This window comes from Nocardia sp. NPDC060255 (assembly GCF_042727395.1).
Lineage (GTDB): Bacteria > Actinomycetota > Actinomycetes > Mycobacteriales > Mycobacteriaceae > Nocardia.
In genome coordinates, this window is record NZ_JBHXAU010000012.1 from 46,569 (window position 1) to 61,161 (window position 14,593).

Below are 14,593 nucleotides of genomic sequence, written 5' to 3' on the forward strand. Positions count from 1 at the left end.
TGCGGTCGGACGGGGTGCGTTGTCCTCCGTCCGGCCGCCCGTTCAGGAATTGCCCGCGATGATCACTTCCGGAATGCCGGTGCCGAGCATCACCGGACGGCACACCGGCGCCGGGGTACTCGGATCCAGCACGTTCAGCAGCAGCTGCTGCACGAACGGGTCGTAGACCATGTGGAAGTGCCCGGTCAGGTCGACCGGGCAACGATCCTGCAGCGAGATGTTCTCCGCGCCGGGCCCGCGCAGGGCGATATTGCTGTTCGGCTGGATCATCTCGTCGACCTTGCTGCCGATCGTGGTGTACTGCGGGCCAGGCACGGTGTCCCCGCCCGCGTTGAGCTCGGTCATCACCGCCGAACCCTGCGCCTGCTGGATCGCGGCGAGCGAGGTCACCCGCGCGAATGCCTGCAGTCCGCCCGGCACCGCCTGCACGATGGGCACCAGTCCGTACATCACCCCGCCGTAGCTGGGCGACGCCAGGCCGATCCACTTGCCGACCTTCGGCGCGCCCCCGAGCTTGTTGGTGTAGAACCGGGTGACCGAGGCCCCCTGGGAGAAGCCGACCAGGTCGACCTGGGTGGCGCCGGTGGCGGTCAGCACCTGGTCGACGAACTCGCCGATCTGGTACGAGCTGAGCACCACGTCTTCGGTGCCGTAACTGTCCGCCCCCGGGCTGCCGCCGTAGTTGAGCGCGAAGACGCAGAATCCGGCGGCGGCGAGTTGCGGCGCGATGGCCGAGTAGTCCGAGTAGGCACTGGAGTCCGTGCCGTGCGCGAGCACCACCGGCCGCGGGTGGGCGACGGTAGGCTTGCAGCCGAAGTTGTTGGTGCCCAACGGAACCGCGTTCTTGTGTGTCTTCAGATAGGCTGCCGCGCCGAGGTGATCGGTTTGCGGCGGTCCGGGCTGGGTGGGGATCTCGGGCGAGCGGTAGCCGGACGGCGCGGCCTGCGCCGCACCGGTGCCGAGCATGGCTACTACGGCAAGTGCGGCGACCAGCATCCCCCTACCCAAGTGTGAAATTCCCCAAACCCACAAACCCCGAAACTGTCGCATCTCACAATGATCTACTGAACCCGCCCCAAATGCGCGCTCCAGCGGGGTGTTTCACCTGCCGTTACTTTTCGGGGGTCTCGTCTTCAGCCAGGATCCGGTAGAGCGACTTCCTGGTCTCGGTGAGCAGTTCCGCCGCCTTGGCCGCCTGTCCGGGCGTACCCGCCGCTGCGACCTGCGCGACCGCACCCATCAGCTGACCGACGAGTTCCCGCAGGTCGATGGCCTGCGCGCCGACGTCTTCCTTGACGTCCGCCCACGGGTCACCCAGATCTTCCTTGTGTTCGGTGACGTAGGCGGTGCCGGTCTCGGTCAGCTGAGCCGTCTTGCGCCCGGCGACCTTTTCGATGAGGACCAGGCCCTCGTCCTCCAGCTGTGCCAGCGCGGGGTAGATCGACCCCGGGCTCGGACGCCAGACGTCGTCGCTGCGCTCGCGGATCTGCTGGATGAGCTCGTAGCCGTGCATCGGCCGCTCGGTGAGCAGCAGCAGGACCGCCGCCCGCACGTCGCCGCGCCGGCCACGACCACCGCGACCACGACCGCGACCGAAATGCGGCCCGAAGCCCGGCCCGAAACCTGGGCCGAAGCCCGGTCCGAAGTCGGGACCGTGACCGTGCCGTCCGCCGCGGCGGAGTCGCTGACGAGGATCGACGTCCTCGCCCTGACGCTGCCAGGGGCCGCGCCGTCCAAATTCTCGATGTCCTTGGTTTTCCATGATGTAAGCCTCCTCAGGCCCTCGTGTTCGTTTCATGTTATCGACGATATATCGTCAATGCATCGAACGCAAGGGTCGGTTCGAGAATTCCTGAGCGGCCAGCGGCTCACGGCACGAGCGAGTCGATCCAGCGCGTCAGCCGGTCCCCTTCCGTCACCATCAACTCGGGGTCGCGGAAGGTGTTGGTGAGCAACGAGATTCCCTGATAGGCCGCGATCAGTGCGACGGAAAGCCCCTTGGCGTCCGCGCGACCCATCGCCTCGAACTGCCCCTCGACCCAGTCGACCAGCTGCCGCATGACGTCGGCGAGCTCGCGGTCCAGACCGTCGGCTCGCTTGTCCAGTTCAGTGGCGAGGGTGCCCGAGGGGCAGCCGATCCGGGCGGCCGTCTCGCGCTCGTCGACCCAGCCGCCGATCAGCGCTTTGAGCCGGTCCTGCGGGGTCGGCAGCTGCTCGAGCACTGCGATCAGGCCGCTCAGCGCCTGTTCATGGGCGCCGATCGCGGCGCGGACCAGCTGGTCCTTGGTTTTGAAGTAGTAGTAGACGTTGCCGACCGGGACGTCGGCGGCGTGCGCGATGTCGGCGATCGTGGTCTTCTCGACCCCTTGCTCGTGGAACACACGGGCCGCGGCGGCGCCGAGGCGCTCGCGTTTACCACCCTTCGGGCGATCTTGGGCTGCTGAGTTAGTCACTTAACTAACTATAGACACGCTGGGCTTTGTCGGATAGCTTCGTTTAAGTCAGCCAACTAACTAAATGGAGTGAGCAAGATGATCGTGGTTACCGGAGCAACTGGAAACATCGGCGCGGACCTCGTGCGGAACCTCGCCGCGGCGGGTCACGAGGTCACGGCGGTTTCCCGTGGGAGCAAAGAGATCGCATGGCCCGAAGGTGTGCGTTCGGTGGTGGCCGACCTGGCCGATCCGGACAGCCTCGCCCCTGCCGTCGCAGGTGCCGATGCACTGTTTCTGCTCATCACCGGCGAGCAACTGGTGAGTGGGCCGGATCCGGAGCGGGTGCTCGAGGTCGCCGAGGCGGGCGGCGTTCGGCGGGTGGTGTTCGTGTCGTCGCAGGGCGTGGGTACCAGGGCAGGGGCCGAGGGGTACGCGCGGCTGACCGCCTATGAGGAGGCCATTCAACGGTCCGGGTTGGACTGGACCATCCTGCGGCCAGCAGGTTTCTACTCCAATACATATGCGTGGGCAGAATCCGTGCGCGCCGAGCGGACGGTTGCCGCACCGTTCGGGGCGATCGGATTGCCGTCCATCGATCCGGCCGATATCGCCGCGGTCGCGGCCGCCGCGTTGTCCGAGGACGGGCATGCCAAGCAGATCTACACCCTCACCGGACCTGCTCTGAGCACGCCGCGGGAGCAGGCCGAGGCGATCGGCGCCGCGCTCGACGCACCGATCCGATTCGTGGAATTGACTCGGGCGCAGGCCTTTACCGGGATGTCACGGTTCATGCCCGAGCCGGTGGTGGAGCACACACTGTCGATTCTCGGCGAACCGACCGCCGCCGAGCAGCAGATCAGCCCAGACGTGCGGCTGGTGCTCGGCCGGCTGCCCGCGAGTTATGCCGAATGGGCACAACGCAATCGGGTCGCCTTCGGCTGATCGTCGCTATCCCGTCAGATCGAAGACTCGAATGTGCTGCTCCCCGTGGCGATCCCGGACGTCGATGCCGAGTTCGAGCAGTTTCTCGTCGAGTTCTTCGACATCGAGGGGTTTTTCGTCGGCCAGCGCGCGCCGGCGGGCACGCAGGACGGTGTCGACGGCCTTCCCGGTATCGGGTCGGCCCTCGACCCAGCGCACGTAGTCCGCGCCGAACGGGTCGTTCTGGTCCAGCCATGGGTAGCCGTGACTGCGGAAGGCATGCTCGATGTCATTGCGGCTCAGGTCATTTGCGCCGAAGCGCGCGAGCCTGCGTTTGTTCCGGTCGGTGAGCACCAGGTCGGCGTCCTCGCGGAACACGGCGACGACGCGCCTGCGTGGGACGTGCTGGGAACGCCCCTCCTTGACCAGCTCGACATAGTCGTCGGCGACGGTGAGGGTGAGGCTCTCGGTGCGGGCGGCCTCGTAAAGTACAACGCCCGCAACGGTTCCGACGAGCGTGGTGACCAGCACGAGCCACCCGGTCGGCACGCTCGTTGCGAGCTTCAGTGGGCCGGGGCTGCCGTCGAAGGTATCGGACACCCAGTGGCCGACCGGATGCACGGCGAAACCGATGCCGCAGCCGATGGCGAGCCCACCGACCACGAACAGCCAGGCCCATACCGTGGAAAAGCGCAGCACAGTGGGCGCGGAGGTGGTCGTCATGGGTGCCCCGTTTCGATCGGTCGCAGCAGCCGGGACACGGTCGCGCGCACCAGCGGGCGCGGGTCGTATGGGTCGGCCGGGTCGGTATTCAGAAAGGCGCCGTCTACGACGGCAAGAATCCAGCGTGCGGTTTCCATGGACTCGAATCCCGGGTCGATCTGCCCGGTGTCGACGCCGCGATCGAGTAGTGCGGCGAGGGCCTCGGCGCTGAGTCGCGCGTCGTCGAGCATGATCGTCGCCAGTTCGTCGTCGTGACCGAGGCGGCGCAGTAGCTCGAACATCAGCCCGGGCGCCGCCGGGTCGAGCACCTCGCCGGCCAGCCCCTCGACGATGTCGAGAATGGCCTCCAGGCAATCGGTTCGGTGGATGTGGCGCGCGATGAGTTCGGTGTGCTCGGGAATCGACTGCTCGAAGATCGAGCGGAAGACGGCGGCCTTGTCCTTGAAGTAGTAGAAGACGCTGCCCGAGCTCAGTCCGGCGGCGCGGGCGATCTGGGTGGCCGTGGTCCGTTCGTAGCCGTGCGTGGCGAACTGTTCCGCCGCGGCGGAGGTGATGGCGCGACGACGTTCGGCGACACGATTCGGATCGACGGTGCGGGCCATGCCGAGATCTTATCATTAACTGATTGGCCAGTTAAAGAATTGAGGTCAGCGCCGATTGCTACCGTGGCCAGGTGGTGGATATCAGCATCGAGACCGAAACCCAGACGACGCAACGACTTCGGCGGGTCATTGCCGCTGCGGAGCTCGACGTGCACTCGGGTGTGTGGTGTTTCAGGGAATCGCCGCTGGCCGATCCGCCCCAGTTGACCCCGCGCACGCTGGCGGTGGTGCGCGATGCGGAAAGTTGGAGCGCGCTCGTCCCGTTCGCCGCGGCCGATGGTGCCGACGTGGAGAAGTTCGGCCTGTTCTCGTTCCATTTCCCCGCCGGGCTGGACAACAGCGGGTTCGTCGGATGGCTGGCGGGCCACCTCAAACGCGCGCTCGGCACCGGAGTGTTCGTGGTCTGCGGCAGCAACCGGGACCGCGGCGGCATCTACGACTACTGGGGTTGCCCGGTCGAGTTGCTCGCCGCGGCCGAGCGGGAGATCGAGGCGTTGCGCGCGCCCTAAAAGACCGGGGTGGTCCGGGCGCTCAGTTCGCACTTGTTGCCGAATACCTTGCGCCAGTCGACCTGCTTACCCTGCCACGTGCCGGTCACCGCAGCGTCGACCGGCTCGAAGACCTGTACGCAGACGGCGGTCGGATCGCCGGTGAGCTTGTCGAAGTCGCCGCCGACCGCCGCCAACGCCTTGCAAGCCGCCTCGGCATTGGCATGATCGCCGCCGGTCGGCTCGCAGGTGAGCGTGACGTGCGTCGGCGTCGACCCCGGAGTCGCCGGCGTGACAGTCAGGTTCAACGTGGACTTCGGCGGTTTGGGATCGTCAGAGGAGCAGGACGCCAGTCCGAGCGCAACGACCACAAAGCACGCGGTCGCGAGGGTGCGGCGGAGCAAGGGTGTCGTCATCCATCCACTCAATCACGACGCCGCACACGTTCTCGCCAACTGCTGGTTAACTCGCCGTATGACACGCCGCACGGTGAGCGCGTGGTGCTCGTAGATGCGCTGTCGACTGCCCTGCAGCGAGATCGGCTCGCCCCCGGCAGGGAGCATCATCCTAGGAGAACAGCGTGCGGCGCCGACTGCAGTAGCGCCGGGCCCGGCGCCTCGGCATCCGCAGGAAGCTCCGGGGCGAAAGGCGATTCGGCGATGCGGGTCGGAACCGGGTCAGCCGATGTCGACCGGGTCGATTTGCACTCGCAGTGGGGCGTCGGAGCGGTGGGTGCTGCGGATAGCTTGGGCGGCAGTCAGGGCGCGCGCCAGGGCGGGGCCGGATTTGCGGTCGACGCGGAGCAGGATTCGTTCGACTTCGGCGGGGGTGTCGCCGGAGGAGAACGGCTTGCGGGCGCCGATCGGCAGGGGGACCGGGCCGAGTACCTCTACGTCGGCGGGAAGGTCTGTGGCGGAGAGTAATTCGGCGATGGAGTCGGAGGTGCCGTCGACTGCCGCCATTCGGACGGACGGGGGGAAGCCGACCTCGGCGCGGGATGCGTACTCGACTCTGGCGTGGCCGACCGGGTCCCAGCGGACCAGCGCCTGCACGGTGGGGATGCCGGGGTCGGCCATCACGATGACCTGACCGCGCGACCGGACCAGGGTTGCGGCGGTCATCCAGCGGCGCAGCGCGTCCTCGGAGGCGCGCAGGTCGGCGCGGCTGAGCAGGGCCCAACTGTCGAGCAGCAGAGCTACTCCGTAACCGCCGGGCAGGACCGGTTCGGCGCCGACGGTCGCGACCACCACCTGCGGACCGGGTTCCACCGTGTCGAGCATCGCGCCACCACCGGACCCGCGAATCGGCACACCGGGGAATGCCCGGCCGAGTTCTTCCGCGGTGCGGGTCGCGCCGATCACCACGGCGCGCAAGGCCCGCGAACCGCACGACGAACAGCGGAACGCCGCCTCGGTGATGCCACACCAGCGACAGCTCGGGCTGTGCGCGGCGTCGCCCTGCGAATCACTGTGCCGCGCACGGCCATCCGGCAGTGCCAGCGGCCCGTTGCAGTGCCTGCACCTAGCGGGGGTCCGGCATTTCGCGCAGGCCAGCGACGGGACGTACCCGCGACGCGGCACCTGCACCAGCACACCCGCACCCTCCTTCAGCGCCGCCCGCGCGGCCGCGTACGCGACGCCGGGAATCCGGACCGCCCGCGCGACCGGATCCCGCTCCATCGCCAGATCGGTATCGCCGGGCACGCTGATCCGCGGCGCGGCATCGCGCACCACCATCCGATCGGCAACCAGGTCGTGCGCCCAGCCGGACTCGACAACGGCCTGAATTTCGGCAGTCCGCGCGAAACCGGCCGCGACGAACGCAGCCCCCGTCTCGTGCGACCGCAGCATCGCCACCTCCCGCGCATGCGGATACGGCGAACGCGGCTCCGCGTAGGTGTCGTCCCCGTCATCCCAAATAGCGATCAGCCCAAGGTCTTTCGCAGGCGCGAACACCGCACTACGCGTCCCGACCACCACCCGCGCCGTCCCTCGGAGTACCGCCAACCACCGCCGATACCGCGCCGCCGGCCCGAGCCCCGCCGACAACCCCACCGCCGACTCCCCCAGCAGCCGAGTACATTCCGCCAACACCCGATCCAGATCCCGCTGATCCGGCACCATCACAATCGCACTACGCCCCTGCTCGGCAACCGCCGCCGCCAACTCCGCCAACCGCCGCGGCCAGTCCTCCCCCGGCAACGCCTGCCAAGCCGCCCGCGGCCCCTTACCCCCCGCAAGCGCAGTCAGAAACGCCGGGCCGTGAATGTATCGCCCCCAAGGCCCTTGGCCGACGACGGCAACAGACAAACCACCGTCCGACTCGACCTCCGGCTCCGGCTCCGGCTCGCCACCGCCATCCCCCGTGTCGGCCGCCACCGAGGCAAGCTTGCCGCTTCCGCTCCCTGTGCTCGCCGTCGCACTCGCTTCTGCTGCCGAACCGGCGACCACCGAATCACCTTCGATCTCATCGTCATTCGGTGACACCGATTCCGACGGCCGCCCCGCAATGCTCGGCGCACCCGAGGAGGCAGGCTCAACCGGCCGAGCCGCTACGGCACCAGCCGACTCCGCCGCCGAGACCAGCTCGCCATCGCGCACGGGCGCCTTGTCACCCGCGTCCGCGGCCGAATTAGCAACCACCGAATCCCCTTCGACCCCCGAAGTGTTCGAGGACGCCAGTTCCTGTCGCGGCTCCGCGGAACTTGGCGCGTCTGACAGTGCGGCCGAATCCGCTTGCCCGCCTACGGAACTAGGTGCATCCGTCGCGGTTGTGGCGGTACTCTCGTCAACCGCGCGATCATACGGCGTCGAATCGTCCTCGACGACAGCAGAATCAGTAGTCGAAGGCACCCCGTGGAGCGACCTATCCGGCTGCGCGGCACCATGCACGTCTGATGGAACGGGTGGGTTTTCTTGCGTCGGTACAGGCTCGGCTGCGGTCGGCGCGGATGCCGCGAGAGACCTACCGTCGACTGTCCCATGGGCTGCGGGCGAATCAGCTTCAGACCCAGTGGAATCGGCAGTCGAAGGCACTGAATTCGACGACTTCGCCGACCGCATTGGCGCATTCACGCCTGGTGGCGTGGACTGGACACTCCGCTGGTCAGCGGAACTTGCCCCGCTGGTGGTAGTGGTGCGGGAACCCGAATCGTTCGTCGGTTCGCACGTCACTGAATCAAGTTCGGCACCAGCGGAATCGGCATTGGCGGCCGCCGCGTCCGACGGCTGCGCCGAACTGGCCGCGGCATCCACGTCGGGCGATCGGTCCGAGTTCTGCGGACTCTCCATGACGCCAGCGGTATCGGACGCGGCGGGAAACTCCGCAATGCTTCCAGCCGAATCAGCCTTCGCGGCCGTTCCATCGGATGACTGCGCCGATCCGGCCGCGCCACCTACTCCTGATCGGTCCGAGTCCTCCCGAATCTCTGCGGATCCAGCGGAACTCTCATCGCCCGCCGGATCACGGCCGATCGAATCGGCCTCGGCATCAGCGGAATCGACGGGGGGCGTCATCTCAGGCAAGGGGTCGACCCGCAGTGGAGCTTTGGCGGTTGAACGCCGTTGCTTCCGTGCGGGACTCGGCGTGTCCGACGCGCTGTCCGCCGAATCCTCTTCTCCAGCTTCGGCATCCGCCGACTTCTTCGCCCCGCCGGTTTCGGTGCGCGCATGCCGCGGTGGGATGGCCAAGCGAAGGACATCGGCGCGAGTACCGGCGTAGCGGGCGGCCACTGCGGTGGCCAGTTTCATGATCTCGGGCGTCAGTACGCGTTCGCCAGAAACGACGCGTTCGAGTTTCACCAGCTTCCCGCTGTGGTCGCTGTGCGTGCGACGCTCCAGCAGGTACCCGTCGACCAGCCGACCGGCGAAGCGGACACGAACGCGCACACCAGGCTGCGCGATCGCATCCAACTCGGGCGGGACCAGGTAATCGAAGTCACGGTCCAGGTGGGCCGGAGACAGCAATGGGAGCACCCGAGCTATCGGGTGCTCCACGGCTGCGGGGCCCGCGGGCGGGACCCCCGGTGTGGCGGGGGTTTCCGCCGCGGGTTTGTTCACTCGGTGCGGTCGGGCCTACAGGCCGACTGCTGCGCGGAGCTTGTCCGCACGGTCCGTGTGCTCCCAGGGCAGGTCGACGTCGGTGCGGCCGAAGTGGCCGTAGGCGGCGGTCGGTGCGTAGATCGGGCGCAGCAGGTCCAGGTCGCGGATGATCGCGCCGGGGCGCAGGTCGAAGACCTCGGCGATGGCGGCCGAGATGCGGGCCGGGTCGACCTTCTCGGTGCCGAAGGTCTCCACGAACAGGCCGACCGGCGCGGACTTGCCGATGGCGTAGGCCACCTGCACCTCGACCCGGTCGGACAGGCCGGCCGCGACGACGTTCTTGGCGACCCAGCGCATGGCGTACGCGGCCGAGCGGTCCACCTTCGACGGATCCTTGCCGGAGAACGCGCCGCCGCCGTGGCGGGCCATGCCGCCGTAGGTGTCGACGATGATCTTGCGGCCGGTCAGGCCCGCGTCGCCCATCGGGCCACCGAGCACGAACTTGCCGGTCGGGTTGACCAGCAGCCGGATGTTCGAGGTGTCCAGCGAGGGCAGCTCGAGGTCGGCGATGACGGCGTCGACGACCTTTTCCTTGATGTCGGGCGCGAGCAGGTTGTCCAGGTCGATGTCGGCCGCGTGCTGGGTGGAGATCACGACGGTGTCGAGCCGGACCGGGCGATCACCCTCGTATTCGATGGTGACCTGGGTCTTGCCGTCGGGCCGCAGGTACGGCAGCACGCCGGACTTGCGGACCTCGGTGAGCCGGCGCGAGAGCCGGTGCGCGAGCGCGATCGGCAGCGGCATGAGCTCGGGAGTATCGGTGGTCGCGTAGCCGAACATCAGGCCCTGATCGCCCGCGCCCTGCTTCTCGATCTCGTCGTCGGAGCCGCCGACGCGCGCCTCGTGCGAGGTGTCGACGCCCTGCGCGATATCGGGCGACTGCGCGCCGATCGCGATGTTCACGCCGCACGAGTTGCCGTCGAAACCCTTTGCCGACGAGTCGTATCCGATTTCCAAGACCTTTTCCCGGACGATCCGGGGAATGTCGGCGTACGCCGTGGTGGTGACCTCACCCGCGACGTGGACCTGGCCGGTCGTCACGAGGGTTTCCACCGCGACCCGGCTGCGCGGGTCCTCGGTCAGTAACGCGTCGAGAATGGAATCGCTGATGGCGTCACAGATCTTGTCCGGGTGACCTTCGGTCACGGACTCACTGGTGAATAGCCGGCTGCCGGACGTGCGCACAGTTCTTCCCTCTCCCTCAACGGGTATTTCGTCTCGGTTTGCGACAGTAACGCGATGTCGTTACCGCGCAACCCTTCATTCCAGACTATGGCAAACCACCGACACACCGCCGACCAAGAGACCACTATCTCAGACAGTTCGTCCGATTTGTCTCCCGGCCGCTGCGCTACCGATGGTTGAGGACCGGGTCATTATCCCAGTCCGACAATGGTTTTCAGCGCAACAGCGGACCGAGCGCGTCGAGCACCCGGCTGGCGAGCAGCGCCTTCGACCCATGATCGAGCGACTGTTCGGTACCGTCCGCACCGAGCAGCCAGCCGTTGTTGGTGTCGACCTCGAACGCCTTGCCCTCGCCGACCGCGTTGACCACCAGCAGGTCACACCCCTTGCGCGCCAGCTTGGCCCGCGCGTAGGTGAGCACGTCGCCGTGTTCGTCGCCGGTCTCGGCGGCGAAGCCGACGATCGCGGTGCCCGCCAACTGCCCGTCGCGGCGCGCCTGCACCAGACCGGCCAGGATGTCGGTGGTCTTGGTGAGCGCGATGACGTCGGGTTCCCCGGCACCCTTCTTGATCTTGGCCGCGGCTACCTCGGTGGGCCGGAAGTCCGCCACCGCCGCCGCCATGATCACCGCGTCCGCGCCGACCGCATGCTTGTCGACCGCGGTCTTGAGCTGTTCGGCGGTGGTGATGTGCACCAGGTCGACGGCCGCGGGCGCGGCCATCTCGATCGTGTTGCCCGCGATGAGCGTGACGTGCGCGCCGCGCTGGGCCGCGACCCGGGCCAGGGCATAGCCCTGCTTCCCGGAGCTGCGGTTGCCGAGGAATCGCACCGGATCCAGCGGTTCCCTGGTGCCGCCCGCGGTGATGACCACCCGGCGACCCTCCAGGTCGCGCGGGATGGCATCGGTGCGTTCGAGCAGCAGCGTGGCCAGTCCGAAGATCTCCTCGGGCTCGGGCAACCGTCCTGGGCCGGTGTCGGTGCCGGTGAGCCGGCCCGACGCGGGTTCCATCACGATCGCGCCGTGCGCGCGCAGCGTCGCGACATTGGCGACGGTCGCCGGATGCTCCCACATCTCGGTGTGCATCGCGGGCGCGAACAGGATCGGACATCGGGCCGTCAGCAACGTGGCGGTGAGCAGATCGTCGGCGCGGCCCTGGGCCGCGCGCGCCATCAGGTCGGCGGTCGCCGGGGCGATGACCACGAGGTCCGCCTCCTGGCCGAGCCGAACATGCGGCACCTCGGGCACATCGGTGAACACATCGGTGTGCACCGGGTTCCCGGACAGTGCCTCGAAGGTTGCCTTGCCGACGAACTGCATCGCCGCCTCGGTGGGGATCACCCTGACCTGATGTCCGGTCTCGGTGAACCGCCGGACCAGCGAGCAAGCCTTGTAGGCGGCGATCCCACCGCCGACACCGACAACGATCCGTGTGGTCACTACGCCTCCGGCCTAGTTGTTGTCACAGCTGCGCTCGGGCGACTACTCGCCTTCGGTGTGCTCGAGCAGGTCGGAGTGGATCTCACGCATGGCGACCGAGAGGGGCTTTTCCTGCAGGCCGGGCTCGACCAGCGGGCCGACGTACTCGAGGATGCCGTCGCCGAGCTGGTTGTAGTAGTCGTTGATCTGACGCGCGCGCTTTGCGGCGTAGATGACCAGGGCGTACTTGGACGAAGTGCGCTCCAGCAGCTCATCGATCGGGGGGTTGGTGAGGCCGATCGGGGTGTCGTAGGCGGGAACGACTTTGCTGTCCGTACTGCTCACTAGGGGGGCTCCTGCGGATCGAAGGATTACGAACTCGAATTTGTGCTAACGAACAAGGATACCAACTGCTCACAGGCGCTGGTCACCTCGTCGTTCACGATGACGATGTCGAACTCGTCACAGGCCGCCAATTCGGTCCTGGCGGTTTCCAGCCTGCGCTCGATCACTTCCGGTGATTCGGTGCCCCGCGAGGTGAGCCTGGCGACCAGTTCGTCCCAGCTGGGTGGGGCGAGGAAGGCGAGGATCGCTTCGGGGATGGCCGCGCGGACCGCCCGCGCGCCTTCTAGATCGACCTCGACCAGTACGGGCAGACCCTCTGCGAGGGCGGCCCGTACCGGTGCGGCCGGGGTGCCCGAACGTTGCAAACCACCGTGAATATCAGCCCACTCGAGTAGTTCGCCCGCCGAGATCATGGCGTCGAACTCTGCCCTGGACACGAATCGATAGTCGAGGCCGTCGACCTCCCCGGGCCTAGGGGCCCGAGTCGTTGCCGACACACTGAAGATCAGGTGCGGCAGTCGCTCGCGGACGCAACGGACCACGGTCGACTTGCCAACGGCCGAGGGGCCGACCAGTACTACCAGCCGACCCTTCCGCATATGTTCGACCACCCTCGTTATCAGGCGTCGAAGTCGAACCGGGCAAGCAGCGCCTTGCGCTGCCGATCGCCGAGTCCGCGCAGACGCCGGGTGGGGGCGATCTCCAGTTCACTCATGATTTCCGCTGCCTTGACCTTGCCTACCTTCGGCAAAGCCTCCAGCAGCGCCGACACCTTCATCTTGCCGAGAATCTCATCGGACTCGGCATCGGTGAGGACCTGCTTCAGGTTGGTGCCGCCTCGCTTCAGGCGCTCCTTGAGCTCCGCCCGAGCGCGGCGAGCGGCAGCCGCCTTCTCCAAAGCAGCGGCGCGCTGCTCGTCAGTCAGCTGGGGAAGGGCCACGGTTCCTCCGTCTCATCGTTCATTGCATCAACTCCTGCCGATAACCCGGCAGTCTCAGCGACCGTACCCACGGCATCCGCAGATTGCGAACCCACCCCCCAGGTCAGCGCATGATTCCGGATGCCGTAGACGCGAGAGCAGCGCGATCCGCACTGCTCCTCTGTCGCTGCGCAGATCGTACCGCCGAAATCACGAAATGCCTCTTCAGCAGGGAGTTTTCATGATTGACACAGGTTAGCGGAAGGGTTGCTATGACGTGACATCGGTCGCCAGCAAACCCGTCACTGCCCGACCAGGAACTTTCTCGGAATTTCCCGCGTGTCGCGTTGTCTTTCAGCGTGTCGTGGACCACAGACAGGTCGAACGACCAAGTCGAGCGGACTCCGGCCCCGATCGATTGTCGAGGTGCACCGCCGGGTTTGTCGACCTGCACTGATCACAGCGCGCTTCTGGGCCGATCCGGGCCCGTCGGCTCATCCGGGCACCATCCGGGCGGGAAACGGGCGTAGCAGGGCACACAGACCCGTCTACGGGCCACATGCACGCGTGCACATGACCGCACGCGGGCCGAAAAAGAGCCGAGACCGGCGCGATCGCGCCGGTCTCGGTGGTTATTTCTGCAGGAACGCGAACGTCTGCTGGAGTTCGCTCACTCTGGCGCGTAGCGCGGGGACCGTGGGTCCGTCGCGCAGCACCTCCCGGGAGACGGTCGGCACAGCGGCCGCCAGCATCGCCTCGGGGACCAGGTCACGGATGTTTTCCGGGCCCCCGCCCTGCGCTCCGACACCGGGCATCAGGATCGGTCCGTTGAGCGCGGACAGGTCCGGCGCTTCGGACAATGTCGCGCCGATCACCACGCCGACCGACCCGAATTCCGCGCCGGCGTTATGGGCGGCGGCCTCGTCGACCATCGTCTGGGCGATGGTGCGACCATCCCCCGCGACTACCCGTTGCACCTGCGCCCCTTCGGGATTCGAGGTCGCGGCGAGCACGAACACACCCCGCCGATTGGCCGCGGCAAGGTCCAAAGCCGGTGCCAGCGAGCCGAATCCGAGGTACGGCGAGACCGTCACCGCGTCCGAGCCGAGCGGCCCGTCGCCGAGCCAGGCGTGTGCGTAGGCGTCCATGGTGGAGCCGATGTCGCCGCGCTTGGCGTCCGCGAGCACCAGCGTGCCCGAGGCCCGCAACACCTCGATGGTGCGCTCCAGCACCGCGATTCCGGCCGAGCCGTAGGTCTCGAAGAACGCGACCTGCGGCTTCACCAGCGCGACACAACCGTCGAACGCCTCGACGCAGATCTCCGCGAACTTCTCCAGTCCGTCCGCGTCGGCGGTGAGACCCCACGACTCCAGCAGGCCTGGATGCGGATCGATGCCGACGCACACGGGGCCGAAATGCCCCATGGCGTGCTGCAATCGAGCGCCGAAGCTCTTCACC

Annotated in this window: 15 protein-coding genes and 1 pseudogene; 2 read left to right on the plus strand and 14 right to left on the minus strand. The window is 67.5% G+C overall.

The features are described from left to right. Positions 1-42: 42 nt before the first annotated feature. The 3 genes from ACFWF1_RS22230 to ACFWF1_RS22240 all read right to left on the minus strand — a co-directional run bounded on the left by ACFWF1_RS22230 (position 43) and on the right by ACFWF1_RS22240 (position 2,453). Positions 43-996 (minus strand): esterase/lipase family protein, encoded by a 954-nt coding sequence (locus ACFWF1_RS22230; RefSeq protein WP_379291954.1) that lies wholly within the window; start codon positions 994-996, stop codon positions 43-45. Between the two features lie 115 nt (positions 997-1,111). After that, on the minus strand, positions 1,112-1,762 hold the full coding sequence (locus ACFWF1_RS22235; RefSeq protein ID WP_379291993.1) for a PadR family transcriptional regulator: 651 nt from the start codon (positions 1,760-1,762) through the stop codon (positions 1,112-1,114). A gap of 106 nt (positions 1,763-1,868) precedes the next feature. Next, positions 1,869-2,453, minus strand: a complete 585-nt coding sequence (locus ACFWF1_RS22240; protein ID WP_379291953.1) for a TetR/AcrR family transcriptional regulator — start codon at positions 2,451-2,453, stop codon at positions 1,869-1,871. Between the two features lie 78 nt (positions 2,454-2,531). On the opposite strand from ACFWF1_RS22240, the gene ACFWF1_RS22245 reads away from it, so the two are divergent. Next, entirely contained in the window at positions 2,532-3,377 is an 846-nt protein-coding gene (locus tag ACFWF1_RS22245; protein ID WP_379291952.1) for an SDR family oxidoreductase, read from the plus strand. Positions 3,378-3,383: 6 nt separating this feature from the next. Here ACFWF1_RS22245 and ACFWF1_RS22250 read toward each other — a convergent pair whose 3' ends face one another. Both ACFWF1_RS22250 and ACFWF1_RS22255 read right to left on the minus strand, forming a co-directional pair. After that, complete coding sequence (locus ACFWF1_RS22250; RefSeq protein ID WP_379291951.1) at positions 3,384-4,079, minus strand: hypothetical protein; 696 nt, start codon at positions 4,077-4,079, stop codon at positions 3,384-3,386. Then, positions 4,076-4,681 (minus strand): TetR/AcrR family transcriptional regulator, encoded by a 606-nt coding sequence (locus ACFWF1_RS22255; protein ID WP_379291950.1) that lies wholly within the window; start codon positions 4,679-4,681, stop codon positions 4,076-4,078. The genes ACFWF1_RS22250 and ACFWF1_RS22255 overlap by 4 nt, the downstream gene beginning before the upstream one ends. Before the next feature lie 71 nt (positions 4,682-4,752). On the opposite strand from ACFWF1_RS22255, the gene ACFWF1_RS22260 reads away from it, so the two are divergent. Continuing rightward, a complete protein-coding gene (locus ACFWF1_RS22260; RefSeq protein WP_379291949.1) occupies positions 4,753-5,190 on the plus strand; it encodes a DUF6196 family protein in 438 nt (145 codons plus the stop codon). Here ACFWF1_RS22260 and ACFWF1_RS22265 read toward each other — a convergent pair. From ACFWF1_RS22265 to pyrF, 9 genes and pseudogenes are all read right to left on the minus strand, one after another. Continuing rightward, positions 5,187-5,585 (minus strand): SSI family serine proteinase inhibitor, encoded by a 399-nt coding sequence (locus ACFWF1_RS22265; protein ID WP_379291948.1) that lies wholly within the window; start codon positions 5,583-5,585, stop codon positions 5,187-5,189. The genes ACFWF1_RS22260 and ACFWF1_RS22265 overlap by 4 nt on opposite strands. Before the next feature lie 261 nt (positions 5,586-5,846). Further along, a complete protein-coding gene (locus ACFWF1_RS22270; RefSeq protein ID WP_379322210.1) occupies positions 5,847-7,811 on the minus strand; it encodes a primosomal protein N' in 1,965 nt (654 codons plus the stop codon). Positions 7,812-8,807: 996 nt separating this feature from the next. After that, a pseudogene (locus ACFWF1_RS22275) lies at positions 8,808-9,164 on the minus strand (primosomal protein N'); the annotation flags it as partial. A 78-nt stretch (positions 9,165-9,242) separates the two neighbouring features. Beyond that, positions 9,243-10,454, minus strand: a complete 1,212-nt coding sequence (gene metK, locus ACFWF1_RS22280) for a methionine adenosyltransferase (RefSeq protein ID WP_379287534.1) — start codon at positions 10,452-10,454, stop codon at positions 9,243-9,245. Positions 10,455-10,668: 214 nt separating this feature from the next. Next, complete coding sequence (gene coaBC / locus ACFWF1_RS22285) at positions 10,669-11,892, minus strand: bifunctional phosphopantothenoylcysteine decarboxylase/phosphopantothenate--cysteine ligase CoaBC (RefSeq protein WP_379287532.1); 1,224 nt, start codon at positions 11,890-11,892, stop codon at positions 10,669-10,671. A 42-nt stretch (positions 11,893-11,934) separates the two neighbouring features. Continuing rightward, positions 11,935-12,216 (minus strand): DNA-directed RNA polymerase subunit omega, encoded by a 282-nt coding sequence (rpoZ, locus tag ACFWF1_RS22290; RefSeq protein ID WP_357392002.1) that lies wholly within the window; start codon positions 12,214-12,216, stop codon positions 11,935-11,937. Positions 12,217-12,242: 26 nt separating this feature from the next. Beyond that, positions 12,243-12,815 carry a guanylate kinase gene (gene gmk, locus ACFWF1_RS22295; protein ID WP_379287530.1) on the minus strand — a complete coding sequence of 191 codons (573 nt, stop codon included), beginning with the start codon at positions 12,813-12,815 and terminating at the stop codon, positions 12,243-12,245. Positions 12,816-12,835: 20 nt separating this feature from the next. Next, positions 12,836-13,156 (minus strand): integration host factor, actinobacterial type, encoded by a 321-nt coding sequence (mihF, locus tag ACFWF1_RS22300; RefSeq protein ID WP_014986450.1) that lies wholly within the window; start codon positions 13,154-13,156, stop codon positions 12,836-12,838. A 611-nt stretch (positions 13,157-13,767) separates the two neighbouring features. Next, positions 13,768-14,592, minus strand: a complete 825-nt coding sequence (pyrF, locus tag ACFWF1_RS22305; protein ID WP_379287549.1) for an orotidine-5'-phosphate decarboxylase — start codon at positions 14,590-14,592, stop codon at positions 13,768-13,770. Position 14,593: the final 1 nt, after the last annotated feature.

What these genes read in the sequence shown, in the direction of transcription:
- ACFWF1_RS22230 (WP_379291954.1), bottom strand. Translation starts at nt 996, where the DNA reads ATGCTGGTCGCCGCACTTGCCGTAGTAGCCATGCTCGGCACCGGTGCG.
- ACFWF1_RS22235 (WP_379291993.1), bottom strand. Translation starts at nt 1,762, where the DNA reads ATGGAAAACCAAGGACATCGAGAATTTGGACGGCGCGGCCCCTGGCAG.
- ACFWF1_RS22245 (WP_379291952.1), top strand. Translation starts at nt 2,532, where the DNA reads ATGATCGTGGTTACCGGAGCAACTGGAAACATCGGCGCGGACCTCGTG.
- ACFWF1_RS22250 (WP_379291951.1), bottom strand. Translation starts at nt 4,079, where the DNA reads ATGACGACCACCTCCGCGCCCACTGTGCTGCGCTTTTCCACGGTATGG.
- ACFWF1_RS22255 (WP_379291950.1), bottom strand. Translation starts at nt 4,681, where the DNA reads ATGGCCCGCACCGTCGATCCGAATCGTGTCGCCGAACGTCGTCGCGCC.
- ACFWF1_RS22265 (WP_379291948.1), bottom strand. Translation starts at nt 5,585, where the DNA reads ATGACGACACCCTTGCTCCGCCGCACCCTCGCGACCGCGTGCTTTGTG.
- gmk (WP_379287530.1), bottom strand. Translation starts at nt 12,815, where the DNA reads ATGCGGAAGGGTCGGCTGGTAGTACTGGTCGGCCCCTCGGCCGTTGGC.